We start from the raw sequence: 18,355 nt of genomic DNA on the forward strand, positions 1-18,355 counted from the left end.
CACGCATTGCAGCAGTGCTGCGTGCAGTCCCAGCCTGACACAGCACGGCTGCACTTAAGGTAGATATATGCGGATGCGCAAGAAAAGTTCAGCCGGGCAGCTTGCGCACAAGTGCTGCGGCAAAAAGTGTTGCTGCAGCTGTTGTGCGTAAGCTACACCGCGTTACGCGGCAAAGATCCGCTCTTCGCCGCTGATAAAGCGGTGGTGAGCGCATTTGGAAACCTCATGGGCCTTGGTCTAAGCCACTGATATTATTAACAACCTAAGTGCGTTTATCCTCAAGTTAGGCCATAAGAACATTGCCCTTAGAAAATGACTTGACAGAAAATCTTACATCATGTAAGTTAAATTTACCTTTGGTAAGAAAGGAGGTTGTATGGATCGGAATGAAGTTGTGAAGGCCCTTATTTCTATTCTTCATGAGGTGCAAACCGAGGCAGGTGAGATTGTAGAGATGGCTGAAGAGATTAAGGAAGCAACTCGACCCATTGGAGGTATCGGCTTCTTTGATAGTCTTACCGGGGTCATTGTTACAGTACGTTGTATAGAGAAGTTCGAATTAAAGGACGATGGAAAATTAATAAGTCTTTTTCAGGGGAAGAAAAATGGTTTCCCTTATGCCTAAGTGTGGGCGAGGTTGCAGACCGAATTATCAGCCTAACCAGCAAGGAGTAATGGTCGAATGAAAGAATCAAACGAATTAAGAAAAATCATAGGGTCAAGACTGGCATTGGCAAGACAACGAGCTGGATTGTCACAAGCTCAGGTTGCCAAAGAACTAAATATACCTCGTCCATCTGTTTCGGAAATCGAAGCTGGCAATCGTAAAGTATCGGTTGAGGAAATGCTCGGCTTCGCTGATCTTTACGAAGTTGATATGGACTGGCTATCTGGCAAAGACGCAGATGAAGTAGATTTAGTGCGGGATAGGTTGCAACTCGCTGCTCGACAGGTGGCAAACCTGAAAACGGAGGATCTTGACAAGGTGATTGATCTTCTCACTTCCCTAAAAATGAAGGACAAAAAGTAATGGATTGGCGTCAACAGAAACAATTGGCCAGGGTGGCGGCGATGGAGGCGGAGAAGACGAGGCGACTCGCAAAGGTTCCGAGTATTGCACCAATCGATCCCTTCGATATAGCATCCCAACGTGGATGCGAAGTACGTTTCCTTAGCTTGCCGTCTTTAGAAGGTATGTATTCTCCTGAACCAAAACCAATTGTTGTCATTGGTTCTGAGCGTCCTGCTGGAAGGCGGAGATTCACCTGTGCACATGAACTCGGGCATCACATTTTTAAACATGGAATGCAGGTTGAGGATTTAAACGCTCAGAAACATAAAGGAAGTAGATGCCCGAATGAATTTCTAGTTGATACGTTTGCAGGATTTTTGCTTATGTCACAGCTTGCGGTGGTGCGTGCCTTTAATGATAGACAAATTTCAATAGCATCAATTCAGCCCGAGCAGATTTATAAATTAGCTAACTTTTTCGGTGTAGGTTATGCGACTCTCTTGAACCACCTGACTTACTCTTTGCAGCTATTGCCAGAGGAGCAAGCACAAAAATTGCTCAAGATTAGAATGGCGAAGCTAGTTAAGGAAAGATACGGTGCAAGTGCTAACAATGAGGTAGTAATCGTTGATTTTAACTGGCTATTTCGTTCTGTCGATCTTGACGTAGGCGACATGCTTGTGCTGCCACAAGAAGCTGAAGTTGAAGAGAAAATGCAGCTGCAGTTTCTGAGGGAAATAGATGAGCAGAATGTTTATATAGCAGTTGCACCAGGTCTTACTCGTTCAGCGTGTTTGGATAGAAATTGGGCGGTTAATGTAAGAGTAGCCCGTAAGAACTATGAAGGGCTAGCTCGATTTAGATACCTTGAGGAAGTGGAGGCAGATGATGATTGACGCATCAAAACACACAATACATGGGGCAAATCTCTCAATCGCCTGGGCTAAAGCTTTTGTGAAGTGCTATGAAACGAGCGGTGGGATTGTAAGTCCAGCAATTGTTCATTTTCCAGCCGTGCTAGCTGATACTAATCTCGAAGTTGATGCTATACGAAAGATTGCTGATGAAAAACTTTGTGACCCGTTGAAATCAATTAAAGGCCAGAGTGTAATAGAAAAGGTTGCTGGAACAATTTTCCCGCAACCAATCTGGCGACTATCTAAGGGAGATCGGGACCAATTCTTCCAAAACTATCTGGACATGTTACCGCACATAAAGAGATGTAAGCCGAATAGAAGAGGAGTTTATTTCGAAAGAATGGTCGCCTACCCAGTAACTGGAAAGAAAACTACAAATCAGCTTAAACATATTATCGAAACCTGGGAGGCAGGCAATCATAGGCACAGCGCACTGCAAGCGGGTATTTTCGACCCGAGAACAGACCATTCAAATTCTCGTCAACAAGGATTTCCATGCTTGCAACAAGTAGCATTCCATCCCCACGGCACCAATGGTAAAGATGGTATGTCAATCGTGGCATTTTATGCCAATCAGACAGTGGTGGAAAAGGCTTATGGAAACTATCTGGGACTGTATCGACTAGGTTCATTCATGGCAAAAGAGATGGGGATAAAGCTCAAAGAAGTTGTATGTGTAGCCTCGGCCCTTAAGCTTAATAACGGACTTGATAAGGCTTCTTGCGAGGAAGAAGTAAAGATGATTAAGGCGGTATTAAAAAATGCAGGAGAATAAGACGGCACCTTTTCCAGGACGCCTATATGTATTCGAAGGGCCTGATGGAGTAGGTAAAACTACTATAATTGACCATGTAGCCGACATACTGCGCCTGTCTGACAAAGAGGTTGTGCAGCTTAACTTTCCAGGCAAGAAAACAGGCACATTGGGAAAGATTGTATATGATTTTCATCATTCTCCAGGCGAATTTGGGGTCGAAGATGTAAATCACAAAAGCCTGCAGGTGCTTCACGTTGCGGCTCATATTGACTGCATCGAACGTGATATTCTCCCCGCTTTAGCATCTGGCAAAACTGTACTATTGGACAGGTATTGGTGGTCAACTGTTGTATATGGTACCGTTGATGGGATCTCTAAAAAGACTTTGGACAATCTGATGCGGTTAGAGAATTCAGTCTGGTGCAAGGTGTTACCAAGTTCTGTTTTTTTATTGACAGCAGATCGGCCATACAGAGAAGAGCTGCCCTCAGACAGATGGATGGAAGTAAAACAAGCATATGCTAGCGTCGCCCGTAAAGAACAGAAAAGATATGAGGTGCAAATTTTAGATAATAACTCCTCTGTTCAGGATATTTCCACTAAGATTGCTGCAAGCATTCTGTCTAAAAACGAACAGATAAACTTACCCTTTAAGGATCTAGATCTTTCGCATCCGAAAACAGGTGTTTCTGACGGGTTTGTGGTGGCTGTCAAATGGCTCCCCACAAAAACAACGCCAGTCTTCGATACTTACTGGAGGTTTGCGGCAGAGAGGCAATGCATATTTTTTGAGAGGATTACAGGAACCAAGGCCGCGTGGACTCAAGATCCTATCCTTCGACTTTACAAGTTCACGAACACCTATCGAGCTTCAGATCGAGTTAGCCAATATCTAATAAAACATGTCATCTATGAAGGAGACCAATCACCTGAAGAGCTTTTTTTCAGGATAATTTTATTCAAGACCTTCAACAAAATAGAGACTTGGAAGCTATTGCGACAAAATAATCTAGACGTGTCCTATAGACATTTCGATTTCGAACGTTATGACTCCGTTTTGTCTGAAGCCCTAGCAAAGAAGCAAAGTATATATTCAGCGGCATATATAATGCTTCAGGATCGACAAGTTTTGGGCAGAGTTTCAAACATCGTAATCATTTGAAACTAATAGAGAAAATGATGACGGATGAATTACCAAAGCGGATTATAGACGCAAACTCTATGCAACAGGTGTTCGAACTATTAAGATCTTATCCTATGATTGGTGATTTCTTGGCGTATCAGTATGCGATAGATATAAACTATAGCGTGCTGACAGACTTTAGTGAAATGTCATTTGTAGTACCTGGCCCAGGAGCGAAGGATGGGATACGCAAATGTTTTTCAGATTTTGGGGGGTTATCGGAAGTAGATTTGATTAAATGCATGGCTGACAGACAGGAACAGGAATTTGATCGTTTAGGGATCGAATTTAAAGGCTTGTGGGGGCGTCGTTTACAACTTATTGATTGTCAGAACATTTTTTGTGAAGTGGATAAATACGCAAGAATCGCACATCCAGAAATACTAGGGATATCGGGGCGGACGAGAATAAAGCAAAAGTTCAAGCCAATTTCTCAGCCTATAGAATACTTTTACCCACCGAAGTGGCGAATAAACGCTGCAGTTGAGCAAATGATAAAAGGTAGAGAACGTATATTAAGCAAAGCGGGAGGCTGTCATGAAGATGCATGTGGCTCCATTCTCACTGAGAGAATTAAAGCTTGAAGTAACTCATACCTGTTTGCTGAGTTGTATTCATTGTTCAAGCATGGCAGAGGCAGAATCAACCCGTATAATGCGGTGGGAGGACTGTAGACGGATAGTTTCAGAAGCAGCAGCTCTTCATGTTGAGGAAATTGCGATTTCCGGGGGAGAGCCGTTACTATGGAGCCACCTGGTGGAAGCTGTATCCCTTGCCACAAAGAATAATATCGAAGTTTCATTGTACACTACAGGTAATGCCCCGAAGGCAAGTTTTCTGTTTCAAGAACTAAAAAGGGCAGGTCTTAAACGGGTAATGTTTAGCTTATTCGGTAAATCTCAGGCTTGCATGAAGCTATCACGCTTGTTAAAGGGAGCTTCTATTCAACAGTTGAATCGGTCAAGATTTGTCTTGATTTGGGTTTTCAAGTGGAATTTCATTTCGTTCCAATGGCGGATAACTACACAGAATTACGTTCAATCACACAATTTGCAAAAAAGCTAGGCGTTTCACGAGTGAGTGTGTTACGTCTTGTACCACAAGGGCGTGGTGTTGCATCTGACCGATTAGAACTCAATATGGAAGCAAATAAGTCATTACGTAATACAATTGTTGATTTAAGAAACGAAGGTTTTGATGTTAGACTTGGATCTCCTTATAATTTCTTGCTTTTAAGAGAAAAGCCAGAATGTTGTTCGGGGATAGACCGACTTACGGTCTCTCCAGATTTGAAAATATCCCCATGCGATGCTTTTAAGCAAATTTCTCCAGAGATGATTGGTGTTGCCAATGAATTCTCAAATTTATCTGGTCACTCCCTTTTGGAGTGTTGGGAGAAATCCCCATACCTTAATAAAGTGCGCGAATATTTAACCACCCCGTTTGCTCAAAACTGTGATAGCTGCAACCAGTTGGACAGCTGTTTATCAGGGTGTTTAGCACAAAAATTTTACTCCTCAGGTGCGTTAACAAAGGCTCCAGATCCTATGTGTCTTTTCGCCTAACCCTCTCTACTTCCTATTCCCTTGATTTGAAGATTAAATAGCCGCTCCGGCTCGTTTCCAGCGCCGGTGCACCCAGTACCATTGAGTCGGGTGTGCTACCACATAATTTTCCACATAGCGTGACAGGGCTTGGGTTTCCTTTTTGATCCCTTCATCGCTCATGTCCCCGCTGAAAAGGTGTTCGGGGTAAAAAGTGAGCACATGTCGTTCTTCTTCACGATGGATGAAGACTGGAATCAGCGGCACGCCGCTTTTCCTGGCAATGATTACCGGAGCCTTGGAGGTCCAGGCCTTTCGCCCTATGACGTCAACCAGGTATCCGTCCTCGGGGAAAACAGCCTGATCAGCCAGCATGCCCACCATCTCCCGCTTTTTCAAGGCAGAAAGAATTCCTTTCAGTGCTCCCTGTTTGTATATCAGTCGGCTGTTGTAGCGTGAGCGCATCTGCTCCACCATCCTGTTAAGGTAGGGATTATCCTGTCGGCGGGCGACTCCGGAAACCTCTCTGCCGAAGAGGCTGCTGAGGGTCAGTGACATAAGTTCCCAGTTGCCGCAGTGGCCACTGAGAAAAATCAAACCTTTCCCCTTTGCTCTGGCCGCCTCGTAGTTTTCCCTACCGCGTATTTCCATATTGGCAATGACATCTTCCCCCCGGCCATGGTAAAGGCGACAGATCTCCATCAACGATCTGCCCAGATTTTTAAATGTTTCCCGGGCCAGTTCTCCGGCGTCTTCGCATTTCGAATCCCAAAGCTGATGGGACTTCATGAATGGAAGCGAAAGATTGATGTTTTCGATTATGACAGCACGCCGTTTTGGGACTATATGGGGAATCAGGAGCCCCGCCAGCGCCCCCAGGCGGTAAGCTATGGAAGCGGGCAGAAGAGCTGCGGCCAGGGTGAGACAATAGATGATAGCGGTTTGAATTGCCCAAAAGATGTGTTTCACGGATGCACCAGCGCCTTCCCGGGCACCTCAGTCGCTGATCTGTGTGAAGATATTACAGGCAGTGAAAGGGGGTACGCAGTATGTTTTTTAAAATTCCTCGTCCACCATACACCACGCACCTAAAATATTGGTCTTTTAATTACAATAAAAGCGGGGAATCCTCAATGAACCCTAATGATTAAGGGGGCGATCACTCCCAAACCCGTGTCAATCTGGTAAATATTCAGGGGCCGGGGGCCATGTTCGGCGGTCCGTCCGCTCCTCCGGGAGGCTCTCCAAAGATGAGGACCCGTGGTCCCCTTTTCAAGGAGTGCAATTTCCCGTCTACGTCATGATTGGGGGATATTGCCCATTCGAACAGTTTCCTGGCCGTATCCATCAGCGGATAGTCAGGAAAGTCATAGTATTCCTTCTGCATATCCTCATCGTAGAGCCCCACACAGCCGTGGGAAGCAGGATAGCCGGGCATGTCGCGGCCATGGATCCAGTATTCGATACCCTCCTCGTTCACCAGGAATCGCAGACCGTAGTGCATGGGATAGGGAATGTCCTCATCTTCGATTGTATAGAGGGACGATTCGTGTCTGCCGCTATAGGCGTCGATGCGGAACTCTCCCGGAGGGGTGATGAAATCACTCTTTCCCGAAGCGATGGGGGATGAAAAGATCAGCACGCCGTTTTCATAGGCACCAAGGAACTGCTCTGTCAGGTCGATGAGAATGAATTTCGGGTCCTTATCCGAGGCTTCGTACGCCAGTTCAGCTGGAACCGGGGCAAAATCCTCTACATCCTCCAATCTCAACGGGATTTTCAGTCTGGTGCCCGGCAGGGCGTGGCGCCGGTCTATGCGGTTGAACCGGGCGACACTCTGCCACCGGTCGCCGAAGAGACTCTCCAGGCTTTCGTTTTTCTTCAGCCTATGGCAGGTCCATGGAATCAGCACATCGCTGGGATAGCTGATTTCGCAGGGAGAAAGCTTTTTCTCCTCTCCGGCGGCAAAGGCAGCGGCAAAGAAGAAGATAATCCACAGTACAAGCCCGGTACTGAAGACCCTGCGCATCGTTTCACCGGATGGCATCATCATGCCTGAACCCTCCTGTCCAGCGGATTCAAATGACCTTGAATGCTCCTCCTTCCACATCCTGTTCAAACATGCATATCCAGTATGAAAGGCAGCCGGCAACGTAGTTTTTCATGACGCGGGTCGGTTTATAAACGATAGAGACCCTGGTGAAATCGGGATAGAGCCTTTCCAAACGGTCAACATAATCAACGGTGCCGATCTCGAATTCATCGGACGAAAGCCTGCTGCTATGCACCACCGCGTGAAACGCTTCATAATCCTTTTGCGACAGCATTGTTCCCCCCTGGCATTGCAATTTGCCGAAACAGGCGTGCATGGAAGCGGGAGCGGAAGTCCCGATATGATAATTATATCGATAAAAAGCAGGTTTACACTGATCTGGCCGAGTGCTTCGGGCTTTATTCATCATACGGATCTGACAGATTGAGCTGACCGTTTAGAGCGGAAGCAGCATCATCCACAGCAATTGTGGATAACTTGCCTTCATCTGTGGATAAGGGTAAAAAAGTATACGTTTCCTCAGGTACTTTTACAGTCTGCACAAGAGATAGGCAGAGGGTGTAAGTTATTGAAATTCCGTGTCAATATAAATGTGTGTGCGTTAAGATTATAATGATATAATGTGATTGTTGGCAACATACGGATACTTACCTGCTTGTGCATAACTACAAGAAAATCAATCAAATAGCTCTTCTTTGAAATCCAAAATCATATAAATGCACGCCAGACGTGCACCTCCAGAGGACTGCGGCGGCTGAAGGTGTGAGTGCGAAATTCCCCCTTACCCCCACGGCTACCAGAATTTCCGCAATTTCTACAGCGGCATTGTCAACGAGTGGGCTTTATACGATAATTCACTAGGTCGAACATGAACAATTATATACGTTCGTATATAATTTTACTTGATTTTCACCGATAACGACCACAATATATACGATCATAAATATTGGGGTTGCCATGAAAATTTCCAACGCTGGGGATATCGGACGGATCATCAAACAGAAGCGAAAAGAGGATGACCTTACCCTGGAACAGGCAGCGGCGGTCTGTGGGGTGAGCTACGTTTTTCTGTCCTCCCTTGAGAACGGCAAGGAAACGGTCAGACTGAACAAGGTGCTGCAGGTTCTTCATTGCTTGGGCATCGAGCTTACAGCTGACACCCGATCCTGGGGAGTATCCGGAGAGAGTAAATGACAACCGCTCTTGTCGTCAGGATTGATAACAATGTCGTTGGGCGTTTATGGTTGGACGAACGGAAGAACTTCTGTTTCAGCTATGACAGCACTTGGCTGGAACGATTTCGTATCCCTTTGTCGTTATCTCTGCCGTTACGGACAGAACCATACCTGGATGATCAATCCCATTCTTTTTTTGCGAATCTTCTACCGGAAGAGAAAATGCGGACCTTGATCGCCCGCAATCTGGGAGTTTCATTCAACAATGATTATGGGCTGCTGGAACGAATCGGTGGCGATTGCGCTGGAGCAGTTTCTCTTCACCCAGAAACAGAAGAGACCTTGCCGCAATCAGCCTCATATCGTGCGCTCTCTCTTGACGAACTGAACACCATTATCAAGGAGTTACCGCAGCGTCCGCTTCTGGCCGGAGAAAAGGGCCTCCGACTCTCGTTGGCCGGAGCCCAGAAAAAGCTCCCGATTTACTACGACGGGCAACAGTATCATCTCGGCTACGGTACCGCACCGAGCAACTACATCATCAAGCCAGCCATTGATGACCTGCCCGGTACGGTCGAAAATGAGGCATACTGCATGGCACTGGCCCGAGCCGTGGGATTGAATGTGCCACCATCATTTATCCATCAGCACGAGGATTTGCAGGTTTTCGTTGTGAAGCGTTTCGACCGCGAGGTTGCCGGTGATGCTATCCGGCGATTGCATCAGGAGGACTTCTGTCAGGCACTCAATGTTCCCCCGGAATTCAAGTATGAAACTGAGGGAGGTCCGTCGCTGTCTGCTTGTTTTAACCTTCTACGGGCAAACAGTACCAGTTCAGGGAAGGATGTGCTTTCCTTGGTAAACTGGGTGCTATTCAACTATCTGATCGGCAATTCCGATTCCCATGGCAAGAATATCTCCCTGCTGCTGTTGTCTGAAGGACCACGTTTAGCACCTTTTTATGATCTGCTGTCAACTCGGGTCTACGCCCCGTATGGCCTAGCAGAGGGACTGGCCATGAAAATCGGCGGTGAGAGCGACCCGCATGCAATTCGCAGAAAGCATTGGGAACTATTCGCCGAAGAAGTGGGGATTAAGCCGAAATTGGTTTTGACCAGGTTGAAAGATTTGTCGCAAAGGATAGTGACTGCCCGTCTGCCTCTCTTCAAGGGAGAGTTCGAGCAATTCCGTTGCGACACGCTCTATCGGCTGATGGAACTTATTGCCGGGCAGTGTGCGGATTCCATCAAGCAGATTGCATAGCAGAAGGGACCCCTTCCACGTTGACAAGACCGGCTACTGTCGGTACACTCCCCCCTGCAAAAAAGAACAATCCCCCTGTCTGCAGGAGATCAGAAATGAACGTCAACACGCGCGTGCTGCGCCGACTTTTGGCCAGCCGCACCGATGAAATCGAAAAAGCCGTTGCCGGTACCGGTTTTCTGCCGAGAACCGTCATGGGCGTCGCCACCTTTCTCTTGGACAACGAGGGCAACACCGACCTGTTCACGGCAAAGCAGCAGGAGATCTTCGACAGATTCATCAAGCCCCTCCTGGAATCCACCCGCAGATAATCGGCAGCTCAAGCTTTCAAAACGAAAACAAGAAAGTGATGGGAGAGAAGGTGAACCAGCCGCCGCAGCTCTATTTACTGGATGGCTCCAGTTACATCTACCGCGCCTATTATGGCATCCGGGACCTTGCCACCTCGGGCGGCATGGCGACCAATGCCGTCTTCGGTTTCACCAGGATGCTCCTGGCCCTCCTTCAGGAAAATCGCCCCGATTATGTGGCCGTCGTCTTCGATCCTCCCCGGGAGGATACCTTCCGCCGGGAAATCTATCCCCTCTACAAAGCCCACCGGGACGCCATGCCTGAGGATCTGGTGCCCCAGATCCCCTACATCAGGAAGATGGTGCAGGCCCTCAACATTCCTGCACTGGAAGCGCCCGGCTTTGAGGCCGACGATGTCATTGCCACCCTGGCGCGTCGCTTTGCCTCGGAAGGTATCCGGGTGACGGTGGTCACCGGCGACAAGGATCTGCTGCAGATCGTGGAGGAGCGGATCGGCCTTCTGGACACCATGAACGACAAGCGTTCCGGACCCGAGGAGGTCCTGGAACGCTTCGGCGTCACGCCGGAGCAGGTGGCGGATGTGTTGGGACTTGCCGGCGACACCGCGGACAATATCCCGGGGGTCCCCGGCATCGGGGAAAAGACTGCTGCCACGCTGGTGCGGCGCTTCGGCTCTCTGGAAGGAGTCCTGGAGTGGAAAAGCCTCGTCAGCGGCAAGGCGCGCCGGGAAAGTCTCCATGCCTACGCCGATCAGGCCCGGTTGTCGAAACGGCTGGCAACGGTTCGCTACGACGTCCCCCTGCAGGTGTCCCTGGCCGACCTGCAGCGGCGGACCCCGGAACTCCCGGTTCTAATTCCCCTGCTGCGTGAGCTGGGCTTTGCTGCCCTGGAGGTTGCCTTCACCCCGCCGCCGCCGGGTGTGGTGGAGCTTTACAGCGACGGTTCGGGAAGGGACTCGGGGCCCGGCGGCTATGGAGTGATCCTGCGCTATGGGGAGCATGAGAAGGAGCTGAGCGGTTTCGAAGCCGCCACCACCTCCCAGCGGATGGAACTGATCGCGGCGATCAGGGGGCTGGAAGCATTGCACAGTCCGCGGAAGGTGCGTCTTTTCAGCGATTCCCAGTACCTGGTGCGGGGGATGAACGAATGGCTGCAGGGCTGGATCCGCACCGGACGTCTGGAGACGCCGGACGCCCTGAAAAATCAAGACCTGTGGCAGCAGCTGGCACTCCTGTCGGGCAAGCATCAGGTGGCCTGCGAGTGGCTGCCGGGCCATGCCGGGCACCCCTTCAACGAGCGGTGCGACAGGCTGGCGAAACGGGCGGCAGCACATGGGGTAGCGCCCGAGGTGCCGGCAATTGCTGTCGAGGACATACCGAAAGAGGAAACGGTGCTGCCGGTGCCGGCAGCTCCTGTCCAGCCGGTGCCCCTTGCGGCTACCGGAGAAACGGAATACGATGCCGATGCCGATGGTCAGCTGCTGCTCTGCTGATGGGCACGGGGTCCCATAGCTCAGCCGATAGAGTAGCTGGCTGCCCTGAAGCAGCAAATGCAGCAAATGATCACGTGGTTGACGGCGAATAACCTTCCGCACCCGCTGATCCTGCCGGCAACTGGTCCAGGTCCTTTATTTAATACCTGTCACGTCATGCATGGCACTATCCGCGGGTGCTACTGCGGAGCAGACGGACCCGCTGTCTGCTCCGCTTTTATGAAGTGTCTTCAGGCTTCCTTCAAGCTGCAGTTATTGCCCGCCCGCCGCGGCCCCACTACCTTCGCGAGCCATCTCGGACATTACACGTTCCATTGCGGTTATGACAGGCTCTGCCGTATCCTTGAGCCTTCCACCATCACTAAGTGCCTTCTGGGCGGCAGGAGTAATTGATTCGATTCCCTTGTTGGTGAGGTCGAGTGAAAGCTGAGTCTGTATCTGTTTGACTTGGGACAGGTAGCCATTGAGCGCATCCTGAAATTGCGTGCTCGCCTTGGGTACTTCGCTATAAGCGCTGTTCAACGCGGCACGGCGCTGGCCACTGGCCTCTCTAAGACTAGGATCGGTATAGGTCCTTTCTTTCTTTTCCCACTCGGCAAGATATTCCCTTTGTTGTTCCTGCATTTTAGCCTGGTCTTTCTCCAACTGCTTTGCCATCTTCTCCGTCTTTTCCACATCGGCTGAATAGGCCTCGAATTTGTTCTTTACGTCGGCCTGACTTGGCTCGATGAGGCTATTCAGCGAAGCCTGAGTTGCGTCCACCTGGGCAAGAGTCTGTTTCAAGCCGGTTTCTGCGGTTTCAACCTTGGCGGTTGTCTTTGTGGCTTCGGTCTTGCCCATTCCCATCGTTGCGCAGCCGTTCAGGCACGCGGTGGTTCCGAGGAGCAGTGTTGTGACGATGATTCCGAACCGGGCTTTGACTTTCATTGTGACCTCCCTTTTTGTGATTGTGGTGGTGGTTGATGCAATGAACGTGGACCATGTGATGCTTTAATCGAATGTTGCCTGAATTAATTGTAATTAATTATACTTTAGCATCATGGGCGCCGTCTGCAACATTTCAGCCTGGAGTAATGACTTGCATGAAGGACGAAAGGCCTTGCAATCGGGCCTTGAACTTTTTGCTGTTCCATTATGGCCTTCCATTTATTGCCGGTTAATCCGGATTCCGCTTCTTCCCATCCTTTTAGTGACCAATGCCATCTCCTTATTATTTGACCATAAAGAATTTATTAATAAATTACTTGAAATTAGTAATCCTTTTTGTTATCAAGGGGGCGGTGTTATTGACTATTTCTTAATGAACACACGGAGGAAGCACTGATGGGAAAACAAAGATTCAAGATATTCATGGCTGTGGTTGTTGCATTGCTTTGTGGGGCAGCCGGGCAGGGCGAGGCAGGTACACCTGTCTTCGGCAACATATCTGGGCTTACCGTACCGGCAAGCTACAAGGTGACGAACCTGGATTTCAGTGCAATCGCAATCAACGACGCAGGACAGGTGCTTTCCAGTGACTGCCGTTTCTATGACAAAGGCAATGTCATAAGTATCTATACGCCGGTGCAGCCGTGCATCGGTGTCGGTCTGAACAACGCCGGCCAGGCTCTTGTCTTTGGTGGCTACCAGAGTCCCGTCACCTACATTTACTCCAACGGGAATCTTACCCAGCTCAACACGGCACCATGGTACTCCCCTTCATGGATTGTCAGACCCGAAGGCATTAACGATTCGGGAAAGGTCATTGCTACTGCCGAGTACAGTGGCTGGCTCAGCTACTCGGTTCTTTTCGACACGGTTAACGCGACCAGTACCAACCTTTCGGCGATGATTCCCGGCGTGGGCTATAATGGCCCGCGAACCATTACCAACAAGGGGGATGTTTCCGGCTGGTACTGGGATGCAAACTACTCTTCAAAGGGTTATGTCATACGGAGCAATATCTTTTCCCAGGTGCCCTACTTTTACCCCGTCATAAATGATAACGGAGTGACCGTGGGGAATCGCTCGGTGCTTGATTCCGTTACCGGCACCAGGTACGAGCACATGTTTTATTCGAAAAACGGGATGGAGGTGGATCTGGGCAATTTCGGCGGTTCCTACATCAGGGCGGAAGCAGTCAACGAGGCGGGGCTGGCCGTGGGATACGGTGCCTATAACCCTACTATCAATGGGTTGAACTACGGTTTTGTTACTGATGGGCGCAAGCTCTATAACCTCAATGACCTGGTCCCGGCCGGAACACCGACGATTTCGACTGCAAGCGGCATCAACGCCTATGGACAGATCGCAGCGGGGGTGATCCTGACCCCGATTACTCCTCCTGTTACCTCCGCGTATCCTGACATTGCCGCAGAAGGTAAGTCTGCAGGCTTTAGATTACGATTTCGGAGTTAAAGCTCTCCATTACTCTCTCAACGGGGAGGCCGAAGTCGTTGAGGCTTCCGGTGCTGCAACCATTCAGCTCGTTCCTGGGGTAACCAACACCGTCAGCTATTATGCAATCGATAACGCCGATAATGTGGAAACGGCCCGAACCATCACCGTCAATCTCGACACCGTTCCCCCTGTGACCACCCCTGTGCTCAATGGTTATGTCGGGCAAAACGGCTGGTTCACATCGGCGGTTCAGGTGGCCCTATCGGCAACCGATAACTCATCGGGGATCGCCAGAACCGAATACAGCCCGGACGGCGTTAACTGGACGGTCTACACCGCTCCGCTCAACATAACTGCCAGCGGCGTCACCACCGTTTACTATCGGTCTGTGGACACAAATAACAACACCGAGGCTACAAAATCCATTGCCGTGTCCATAGATCAGGCTGCTCCGGTTACGACTGCCGCCGTCTCTGGAACCCTGGGCACTAATGGTTTGTACACCTCTGCCGTAAAAGTGGCACTAAGCGGCATCGACACAGCATCGGGTATTGCCAGGACAGAATACAGCGTTGATCAAACTACCTGGACTGCCTATGTTGCTACCGTCGATATCCAAACCGACAGCACCACCACGATATACTACCGCTCGGTTGATTTGGCCGGAAACGTCGAAGCAGTGAAGAGCGTAACCTTTACCATCGACAAAACCGCTCCCTTCATCGGCAGCATGAATCCTGCTGCCAATGCCGTCAACGTCCCCATCGCCTCAAGCATTACTATCATCTTCAGTGAAGATATATCAACGGGAGGGGCATTTGCCGGCGTCGCTCTCATGCGGGGCTTGACCAAGATTGCGACCTTAAATACCGTTTCGGGCAACACTGTTACCATCAAGCCTGTCAAATTGCTTGGCAAGACGGCTACCTACACGGTTACCGTTCCGGCCGGTGCCGTCATCGATGCTGCGGGTAACAACAGTGCCGCCAGTAGCTTCAGCTTCACCACCGGCAGACGCTAGATTTACACGTTGACGGTTCACCAGGGCTTTAATTTGAACTGCAACCTGAAAAAAGGCCCATACAAGATTTTCTTGTATGGGCCTTTTGGTGTGAATCTGTATGATCTTTTGTCGTTAGCATCTTGAGTTTCATCGGCAGGAAATGAAAGGGGGGCGGGATGACCTGCAAAAGGTCAATCTCTGCCCCCCATAAGACCGAAGCGGTCCCTAATGTTTATTCATGGCAAGTAGAAACTCCATAACGCCGAGAAGATTCACCAGCCTCCTGAACAATCTGTTTTTCTCCTGAATACTTCCTGCAGTTCGCAGCTTTTTCTTTAACAACTGAATCTGTTCCTGGACGAGATCTAGGGGATAAAGCGCCTTCATTGTCACCTCCGTGAGATTATAAAGATAAGTTAATCATCCCGGAGCATCTTGTCAAGGCCGCCAGCAGCCGATTCGTACCTTCATTTTTCACTTCTTTGCCGGAAAGACTATGGCCAAGCCCTTGTCATTCCGGTCAATTCTGTAGGAGGGGAAATTGCTTCCGTCAGCGTCGAAAACCATGCGGACCTTGTCTGGGTAATTACCGACCCGTGCCTTTGACAGCCCAAAGCGTCGCAAGGGGATTTCCTTCGCTGCCAGAGGAGTTTTGCTCATGGGCACATCTATTACAAGCCGGGCCGGATTGATCAGGGTAAAGGCTTTGTAGTCATCCAGCCGTGAATTGGCCACAATTTCCAGGCTATTGTTATTGATGCGGATCCCATTGATGGTGCGGGACGGATTGGGCTGCGGCACGACCGGCTGCAGCATGCGTTTGTCAGCTAGTATGGTTTTCAGTGGCTCCGGAGCCGGTGCTGCGGAGCCTTTTTCGACGGCAGAACCGGGTATTGCCGCTGCCAGCGGCTGGGAGACCGGTGTCGGGGCGGGGACAGGGGCAGGGACTGACACGGGGGTAGCGGTGTCAGGGGCTCCGACAGGGGCCGCGGCAGAGTATTCCTGTATTTTATCGTGCATCTGTTCTGGGTGGCTATCTTCCGTATTCCCGGTCACTGCCGCACTGTTCCTGGGCCTGAAGCTGATCATCAACCTGGACCTGTCGCCTGCATCGGGATGAACCGAAAAATCGGCATCCGATTCCAGATTGATCACGATTCTGGTCAGGGAAAAGGTTGTTACCTCTTTTTTCTCAACGGTTATTTTGGATATGAGACCGGAACTGGAGATGACGGGGCTTACCTGGCCAGGATCAACGAGGGCCAGGTCGATAACAACCTTAAGCAGGTCCGGCATGCGGTAATAGGTGTAGGTGAGGGGACTGTCGGCGATGATTTCCATATGGGCGCCAGAACCTGGTCCTGAGACACGCACGTCCTGTAGGGTAGGATTGGATTTGGCGAGAGCAGTGCCGTTAAGGCGGAAAATACGAGAAACATCCACACCAAACAAAGGGACCAGAAGTTTTGCATGATGAATTCTCCAATACATTAAATTAGTGTAACTGTAATAGCCAACGATGATACAGAAAAGGCGAAGCCGGAGCTTCGCCTTGTTCTTTCAAGGGGCTTTATGGTTTTACTTTTACATTTTGTGGCATTTCTCGCAGTCTCCTGCTACCGAGAAGGCATCCTTGGCATTGTGGCATGCGCCGCAGGATGCGCCGTTTTCCATCTGGCCCATGGTGCGTGCTTTGCACCGGCCTTATAGGGGAAAACCTTGGTGTGACAATCTATACATTTGTACATGCCCAGATGGAAATCATGACTGAAAGTTGCGTCCCCAGAGTCGGTCTTGAAGGTAATGTTGCCAGGCTTGAACCCTTTGTGGCACTTGTCGCAATCACTGCTGGAGGAGAAGGCTTCCTTGCCGTTGTGACATGCCCCGCAGGATTTTCCCTTCTCCATGTCTTCCATGGTGAAGTGTTTTGCACCGGCCTTGTATGGAAAAACCTTGGTGTGACAATCCTTGCAGCTGAACATTCCGGTGTGGACTTTATGGCTGAAGGATGCAGCACTTATACCCTTTGTTTTGAAGGTTAGCTCTTTCGGAGTCATACCCTTGTGGCAGTTACCGCAGTTGCCGGCAACAGTGAAGGCTTTGCTGCCGTTGTGGCATGCGCCGCAGGTTTTGCCTTTTTCCATCTGCGCCATGGTCACACGACCTTCTTTGCCGGTTATGACCTTGCCGTTGTGGCAGCTTTTGCATTTTCCCCCCAGCGATTTAAGGTGGGAATTGTGGCTGAAAGCTGCGTCTGTGGCACCTTTGACCTTGTAGGTTATATTGCGTGGTTTTCCTTTGTGACAGCGGTCGCAGGATTTTTCATCGGCAACGCTGAAGGTCTTGACGCCGGAATGGCAGGCGCCGCAGGACTTCGTTTTTTCCATTTCGGCCATGGTGAAGTGGCGGCGCTTTCTCAGGTCAAAGATGGCATTGTGGCAAATTCTGCAGTTGTTGTTGTATTGTTTCAAATGAATGTCGTGACTGAATACGACCGGGTCGGCATTGTCAAACTTGAACTGGACGTCTTTGGTTTCCTTTGCCTGACTGAAAAGCGGGGTGGCCAAAAGAAAGAGAAATGCCAGGAGGGTGAGGCGAAGCTGCATGATGCACTCCTTTATGAGAAATTTTTTTTATTTGAAATTGAGGTTTTTGACTATACACTCTGACTTGTAAATCGTCAATACTATTGTACTCATGCAGACAGGCTGCCTGAGCTTCTATCCGGGGGTTACGCATGAAGATCGTTTTTATTGTCCTGATGTCCGTCTGCCTTTGGATGCCGGCATCACAATCACAGGCTGCAGTTTACCAGTGGGTGGACGACAAGGGGGTCGTTCATTTCACCGACAATGCCGACAAAATACCCTCGAAATATTTGAACAAGGTGAGGGAGAGAGAATCGGTCAATGGTTCGGTCACCGTCACCCCTTCAACTGTTCAGCCAGGCAAACAGCCGGATAGTGGAGATACTGTCGACAGGGCACCCGTCCGTGAAGACGAAGGGGTGTGGCGGTCCCGTTTCAGTGGATTGCGTGAGGAGAAAAAGCAGGTCGAACGCGGGCTTGTGGCAAAGAAGGAAAAACTGGCTACCCTGAGGCGAAAAAAGGCCACTTATGGGCGAGGCAGTGACCGAACTGCTTATTATGACCAATATGCCGAGATTGAACGGGATGAAACGCGGATCAAGGAGTTGGAACAGAGACTTCGAGATCTGGACGCTGAGGCGGGAAGGGCAGGGGTTCCTCTGGAGTGGCGGCAGTAA

Annotated in this window: 19 protein-coding genes and 4 pseudogenes; 16 read left to right on the plus strand and 7 right to left on the minus strand. The window is 49.8% G+C overall.

The window, feature by feature from the left end:
* Positions 1 to 376: 376 nt before the first annotated feature.
* From JCM15764_RS16435 to JCM15764_RS24575, 8 genes and pseudogenes are all read left to right on the plus strand, one after another.
* Positions 377 to 625, plus strand: coding sequence for a hypothetical protein (locus JCM15764_RS16435; protein WP_054697650.1), 249 nt, complete (start codon positions 377 to 379; stop codon positions 623 to 625).
* Positions 626 to 682: 57 nt separating this feature from the next.
* Positions 683 to 1,030 carry a helix-turn-helix domain-containing protein gene (locus JCM15764_RS16440; RefSeq protein ID WP_054697653.1) on the plus strand — a complete coding sequence of 116 codons (348 nt, stop codon included), beginning with the start codon at positions 683 to 685 and terminating at the stop codon, positions 1,028 to 1,030.
* Complete coding sequence (locus JCM15764_RS16445) at positions 1,030 to 1,908, plus strand: ImmA/IrrE family metallo-endopeptidase (RefSeq protein WP_054697656.1); 879 nt, start codon at positions 1,030 to 1,032, stop codon at positions 1,906 to 1,908. The genes JCM15764_RS16440 and JCM15764_RS16445 overlap by 1 nt, the downstream gene beginning before the upstream one ends.
* Positions 1,898 to 2,704: a hypothetical protein gene (locus JCM15764_RS16450; RefSeq protein ID WP_243689229.1), complete on the plus strand. Its 807-nt coding sequence runs from the start codon at positions 1,898 to 1,900 to the stop codon at positions 2,702 to 2,704. The genes JCM15764_RS16445 and JCM15764_RS16450 overlap by 11 nt, the downstream gene beginning before the upstream one ends.
* Positions 2,691 to 3,848, plus strand: coding sequence for a nucleotide kinase domain-containing protein (locus JCM15764_RS24570; protein WP_279384503.1), 1,158 nt, complete (start codon positions 2,691 to 2,693; stop codon positions 3,846 to 3,848). Before JCM15764_RS16450 ends, JCM15764_RS24570 begins: the two co-directional genes overlap by 14 nt.
* Entirely contained in the window at positions 3,788 to 4,453 is a 666-nt protein-coding gene (locus tag JCM15764_RS27090; protein ID WP_279384507.1) for a nucleotide kinase domain-containing protein, read from the plus strand. The genes JCM15764_RS24570 and JCM15764_RS27090 overlap by 61 nt, the downstream gene beginning before the upstream one ends.
* Positions 4,413 to 4,751: pseudogene (locus tag JCM15764_RS28675) on the plus strand (radical SAM protein); the annotation flags it as partial. The gene JCM15764_RS27090 and the pseudogene JCM15764_RS28675, both read left to right, overlap by 41 nt.
* 23 nt (positions 4,752 to 4,774) lie before the next feature.
* On the plus strand, positions 4,775 to 5,434 hold the full coding sequence (locus tag JCM15764_RS24575; protein WP_243689230.1) for an SPASM domain-containing protein: 660 nt from the start codon (positions 4,775 to 4,777) through the stop codon (positions 5,432 to 5,434).
* A gap of 33 nt (positions 5,435 to 5,467) precedes the next feature.
* Here the strand turns inward: JCM15764_RS24575 and JCM15764_RS16465 are convergent, their stop codons facing one another.
* The 3 genes from JCM15764_RS16465 to JCM15764_RS16475 all read right to left on the minus strand — a co-directional run bounded on the left by JCM15764_RS16465 (position 5,468) and on the right by JCM15764_RS16475 (position 7,740).
* Positions 5,468 to 6,382: a lysophospholipid acyltransferase family protein gene (locus JCM15764_RS16465; RefSeq protein ID WP_054697665.1), complete on the minus strand. Its 915-nt coding sequence runs from the start codon at positions 6,380 to 6,382 to the stop codon at positions 5,468 to 5,470.
* A 223-nt stretch (positions 6,383 to 6,605) separates the two neighbouring features.
* On the minus strand, positions 6,606 to 7,466 hold the full coding sequence (locus JCM15764_RS16470) for a L,D-transpeptidase (RefSeq protein ID WP_054697668.1): 861 nt from the start codon (positions 7,464 to 7,466) through the stop codon (positions 6,606 to 6,608).
* A gap of 25 nt (positions 7,467 to 7,491) precedes the next feature.
* Positions 7,492 to 7,740, minus strand: a complete 249-nt coding sequence (locus JCM15764_RS16475; RefSeq protein WP_054697671.1) for a hypothetical protein — start codon at positions 7,738 to 7,740, stop codon at positions 7,492 to 7,494.
* A 683-nt stretch (positions 7,741 to 8,423) separates the two neighbouring features.
* On the opposite strand from JCM15764_RS16475, the gene JCM15764_RS16480 reads away from it, so the two are divergent.
* The 5 genes and pseudogenes from JCM15764_RS16480 to JCM15764_RS30135 all read left to right on the plus strand — a co-directional run.
* Entirely contained in the window at positions 8,424 to 8,660 is a 237-nt protein-coding gene (locus JCM15764_RS16480) for a helix-turn-helix domain-containing protein (RefSeq protein ID WP_054697674.1), read from the plus strand.
* On the plus strand, positions 8,657 to 9,904 hold the full coding sequence (locus tag JCM15764_RS16485) for a type II toxin-antitoxin system HipA family toxin (RefSeq protein ID WP_054697677.1): 1,248 nt from the start codon (positions 8,657 to 8,659) through the stop codon (positions 9,902 to 9,904). Before JCM15764_RS16480 ends, JCM15764_RS16485 begins: the two co-directional genes overlap by 4 nt.
* A 95-nt stretch (positions 9,905 to 9,999) precedes the next feature.
* Complete coding sequence (locus JCM15764_RS16490; RefSeq protein WP_012647454.1) at positions 10,000 to 10,215, plus strand: hypothetical protein; 216 nt, start codon at positions 10,000 to 10,002, stop codon at positions 10,213 to 10,215.
* Between the two features lie 38 nt (positions 10,216 to 10,253).
* A pseudogene (locus tag JCM15764_RS30130) lies at positions 10,254 to 10,994 on the plus strand (5'-3' exonuclease); the annotation flags it as partial.
* A 141-nt stretch (positions 10,995 to 11,135) separates the two neighbouring features.
* Positions 11,136 to 11,540, plus strand: a pseudogene (locus JCM15764_RS30135) (ribonuclease H family protein); the annotation flags it as partial.
* A gap of 420 nt (positions 11,541 to 11,960) precedes the next feature.
* Here the strand turns inward: JCM15764_RS30135 and JCM15764_RS16500 are convergent.
* A complete protein-coding gene (locus JCM15764_RS16500) occupies positions 11,961 to 12,635 on the minus strand; it encodes a DUF2959 family protein (protein ID WP_054697682.1) in 675 nt (224 codons plus the stop codon).
* Between the two features lie 396 nt (positions 12,636 to 13,031).
* Here JCM15764_RS16500 and JCM15764_RS16505 point away from each other — a divergent pair, with 396 nt between their 5' ends.
* Positions 13,032 to 14,105, plus strand: a complete 1,074-nt coding sequence (locus JCM15764_RS16505) for a hypothetical protein (RefSeq protein WP_054697685.1) — start codon at positions 13,032 to 13,034, stop codon at positions 14,103 to 14,105.
* Entirely contained in the window at positions 14,056 to 15,108 is a 1,053-nt protein-coding gene (locus JCM15764_RS16510) for an Ig-like domain-containing domain (RefSeq protein WP_054697689.1), read from the plus strand. The genes JCM15764_RS16505 and JCM15764_RS16510 overlap by 50 nt, the downstream gene beginning before the upstream one ends.
* 207 nt (positions 15,109 to 15,315) lie before the next feature.
* Here JCM15764_RS16510 and JCM15764_RS24580 read toward each other — a convergent pair whose 3' ends face one another.
* From JCM15764_RS24580 to JCM15764_RS16520, 3 genes and pseudogenes are all read right to left on the minus strand, one after another.
* Positions 15,316 to 15,477, minus strand: a complete 162-nt coding sequence (locus JCM15764_RS24580) for a hypothetical protein (protein WP_012647460.1) — start codon at positions 15,475 to 15,477, stop codon at positions 15,316 to 15,318.
* Positions 15,478 to 15,564: 87 nt separating this feature from the next.
* Positions 15,565 to 16,431, minus strand: coding sequence for an AMIN domain-containing protein (locus tag JCM15764_RS16515; RefSeq protein WP_054697692.1), 867 nt, complete (start codon positions 16,429 to 16,431; stop codon positions 15,565 to 15,567).
* A gap of 243 nt (positions 16,432 to 16,674) precedes the next feature.
* A pseudogene (locus JCM15764_RS16520) lies at positions 16,675 to 17,696 on the minus strand (cytochrome c3 family protein).
* A gap of 131 nt (positions 17,697 to 17,827) precedes the next feature.
* Here JCM15764_RS16520 and JCM15764_RS16525 point away from each other — a divergent pair.
* Complete coding sequence (locus JCM15764_RS16525; protein WP_054697695.1) at positions 17,828 to 18,355, plus strand: DUF4124 domain-containing protein; 528 nt, start codon at positions 17,828 to 17,830, stop codon at positions 18,353 to 18,355.

The sequence above is a fragment of the Geotalea toluenoxydans JCM 15764 genome, assembly GCF_001311985.1.
GTDB lineage: Bacteria > Desulfobacterota > Desulfuromonadia > Geobacterales > Geobacteraceae > Geotalea > Geotalea toluenoxydans.

Coding starts and splice junctions, on each gene's coding strand:
- JCM15764_RS16470 (WP_054697668.1), bottom strand. CDS start 7,466: ATGATGATGCCATCCGGTGAAACGATGCGCAGGGTCTTCAGTACCGGG.
- JCM15764_RS16445 (WP_054697656.1), top strand. CDS start 1,030: ATGGATTGGCGTCAACAGAAACAATTGGCCAGGGTGGCGGCGATGGAG.
- JCM15764_RS16490 (WP_012647454.1), top strand. CDS start 10,000: ATGAACGTCAACACGCGCGTGCTGCGCCGACTTTTGGCCAGCCGCACC.
- JCM15764_RS16485 (WP_054697677.1), top strand. CDS start 8,657: ATGACAACCGCTCTTGTCGTCAGGATTGATAACAATGTCGTTGGGCGT.
- JCM15764_RS16525 (WP_054697695.1), top strand. CDS start 17,828: ATGAAGATCGTTTTTATTGTCCTGATGTCCGTCTGCCTTTGGATGCCG.
- JCM15764_RS16505 (WP_054697685.1), top strand. CDS start 13,032: ATGGGAAAACAAAGATTCAAGATATTCATGGCTGTGGTTGTTGCATTG.
- JCM15764_RS16500 (WP_054697682.1), bottom strand. CDS start 12,635: ATGAAAGTCAAAGCCCGGTTCGGAATCATCGTCACAACACTGCTCCTC.
- JCM15764_RS16450 (WP_243689229.1), top strand. CDS start 1,898: ATGATGATTGACGCATCAAAACACACAATACATGGGGCAAATCTCTCA.
- JCM15764_RS16435 (WP_054697650.1), top strand. CDS start 377: ATGGATCGGAATGAAGTTGTGAAGGCCCTTATTTCTATTCTTCATGAG.
- JCM15764_RS24570 (WP_279384503.1), top strand. CDS start 2,691: ATGCAGGAGAATAAGACGGCACCTTTTCCAGGACGCCTATATGTATTC.
- JCM15764_RS16440 (WP_054697653.1), top strand. CDS start 683: ATGAAAGAATCAAACGAATTAAGAAAAATCATAGGGTCAAGACTGGCA.
- JCM15764_RS16515 (WP_054697692.1), bottom strand. CDS start 16,431: ATGGAAATCATCGCCGACAGTCCCCTCACCTACACCTATTACCGCATG.
- JCM15764_RS16475 (WP_054697671.1), bottom strand. CDS start 7,740: ATGCTGTCGCAAAAGGATTATGAAGCGTTTCACGCGGTGGTGCATAGC.
- JCM15764_RS16480 (WP_054697674.1), top strand. CDS start 8,424: ATGAAAATTTCCAACGCTGGGGATATCGGACGGATCATCAAACAGAAG.
- JCM15764_RS24580 (WP_012647460.1), bottom strand. CDS start 15,477: ATGAAGGCGCTTTATCCCCTAGATCTCGTCCAGGAACAGATTCAGTTG.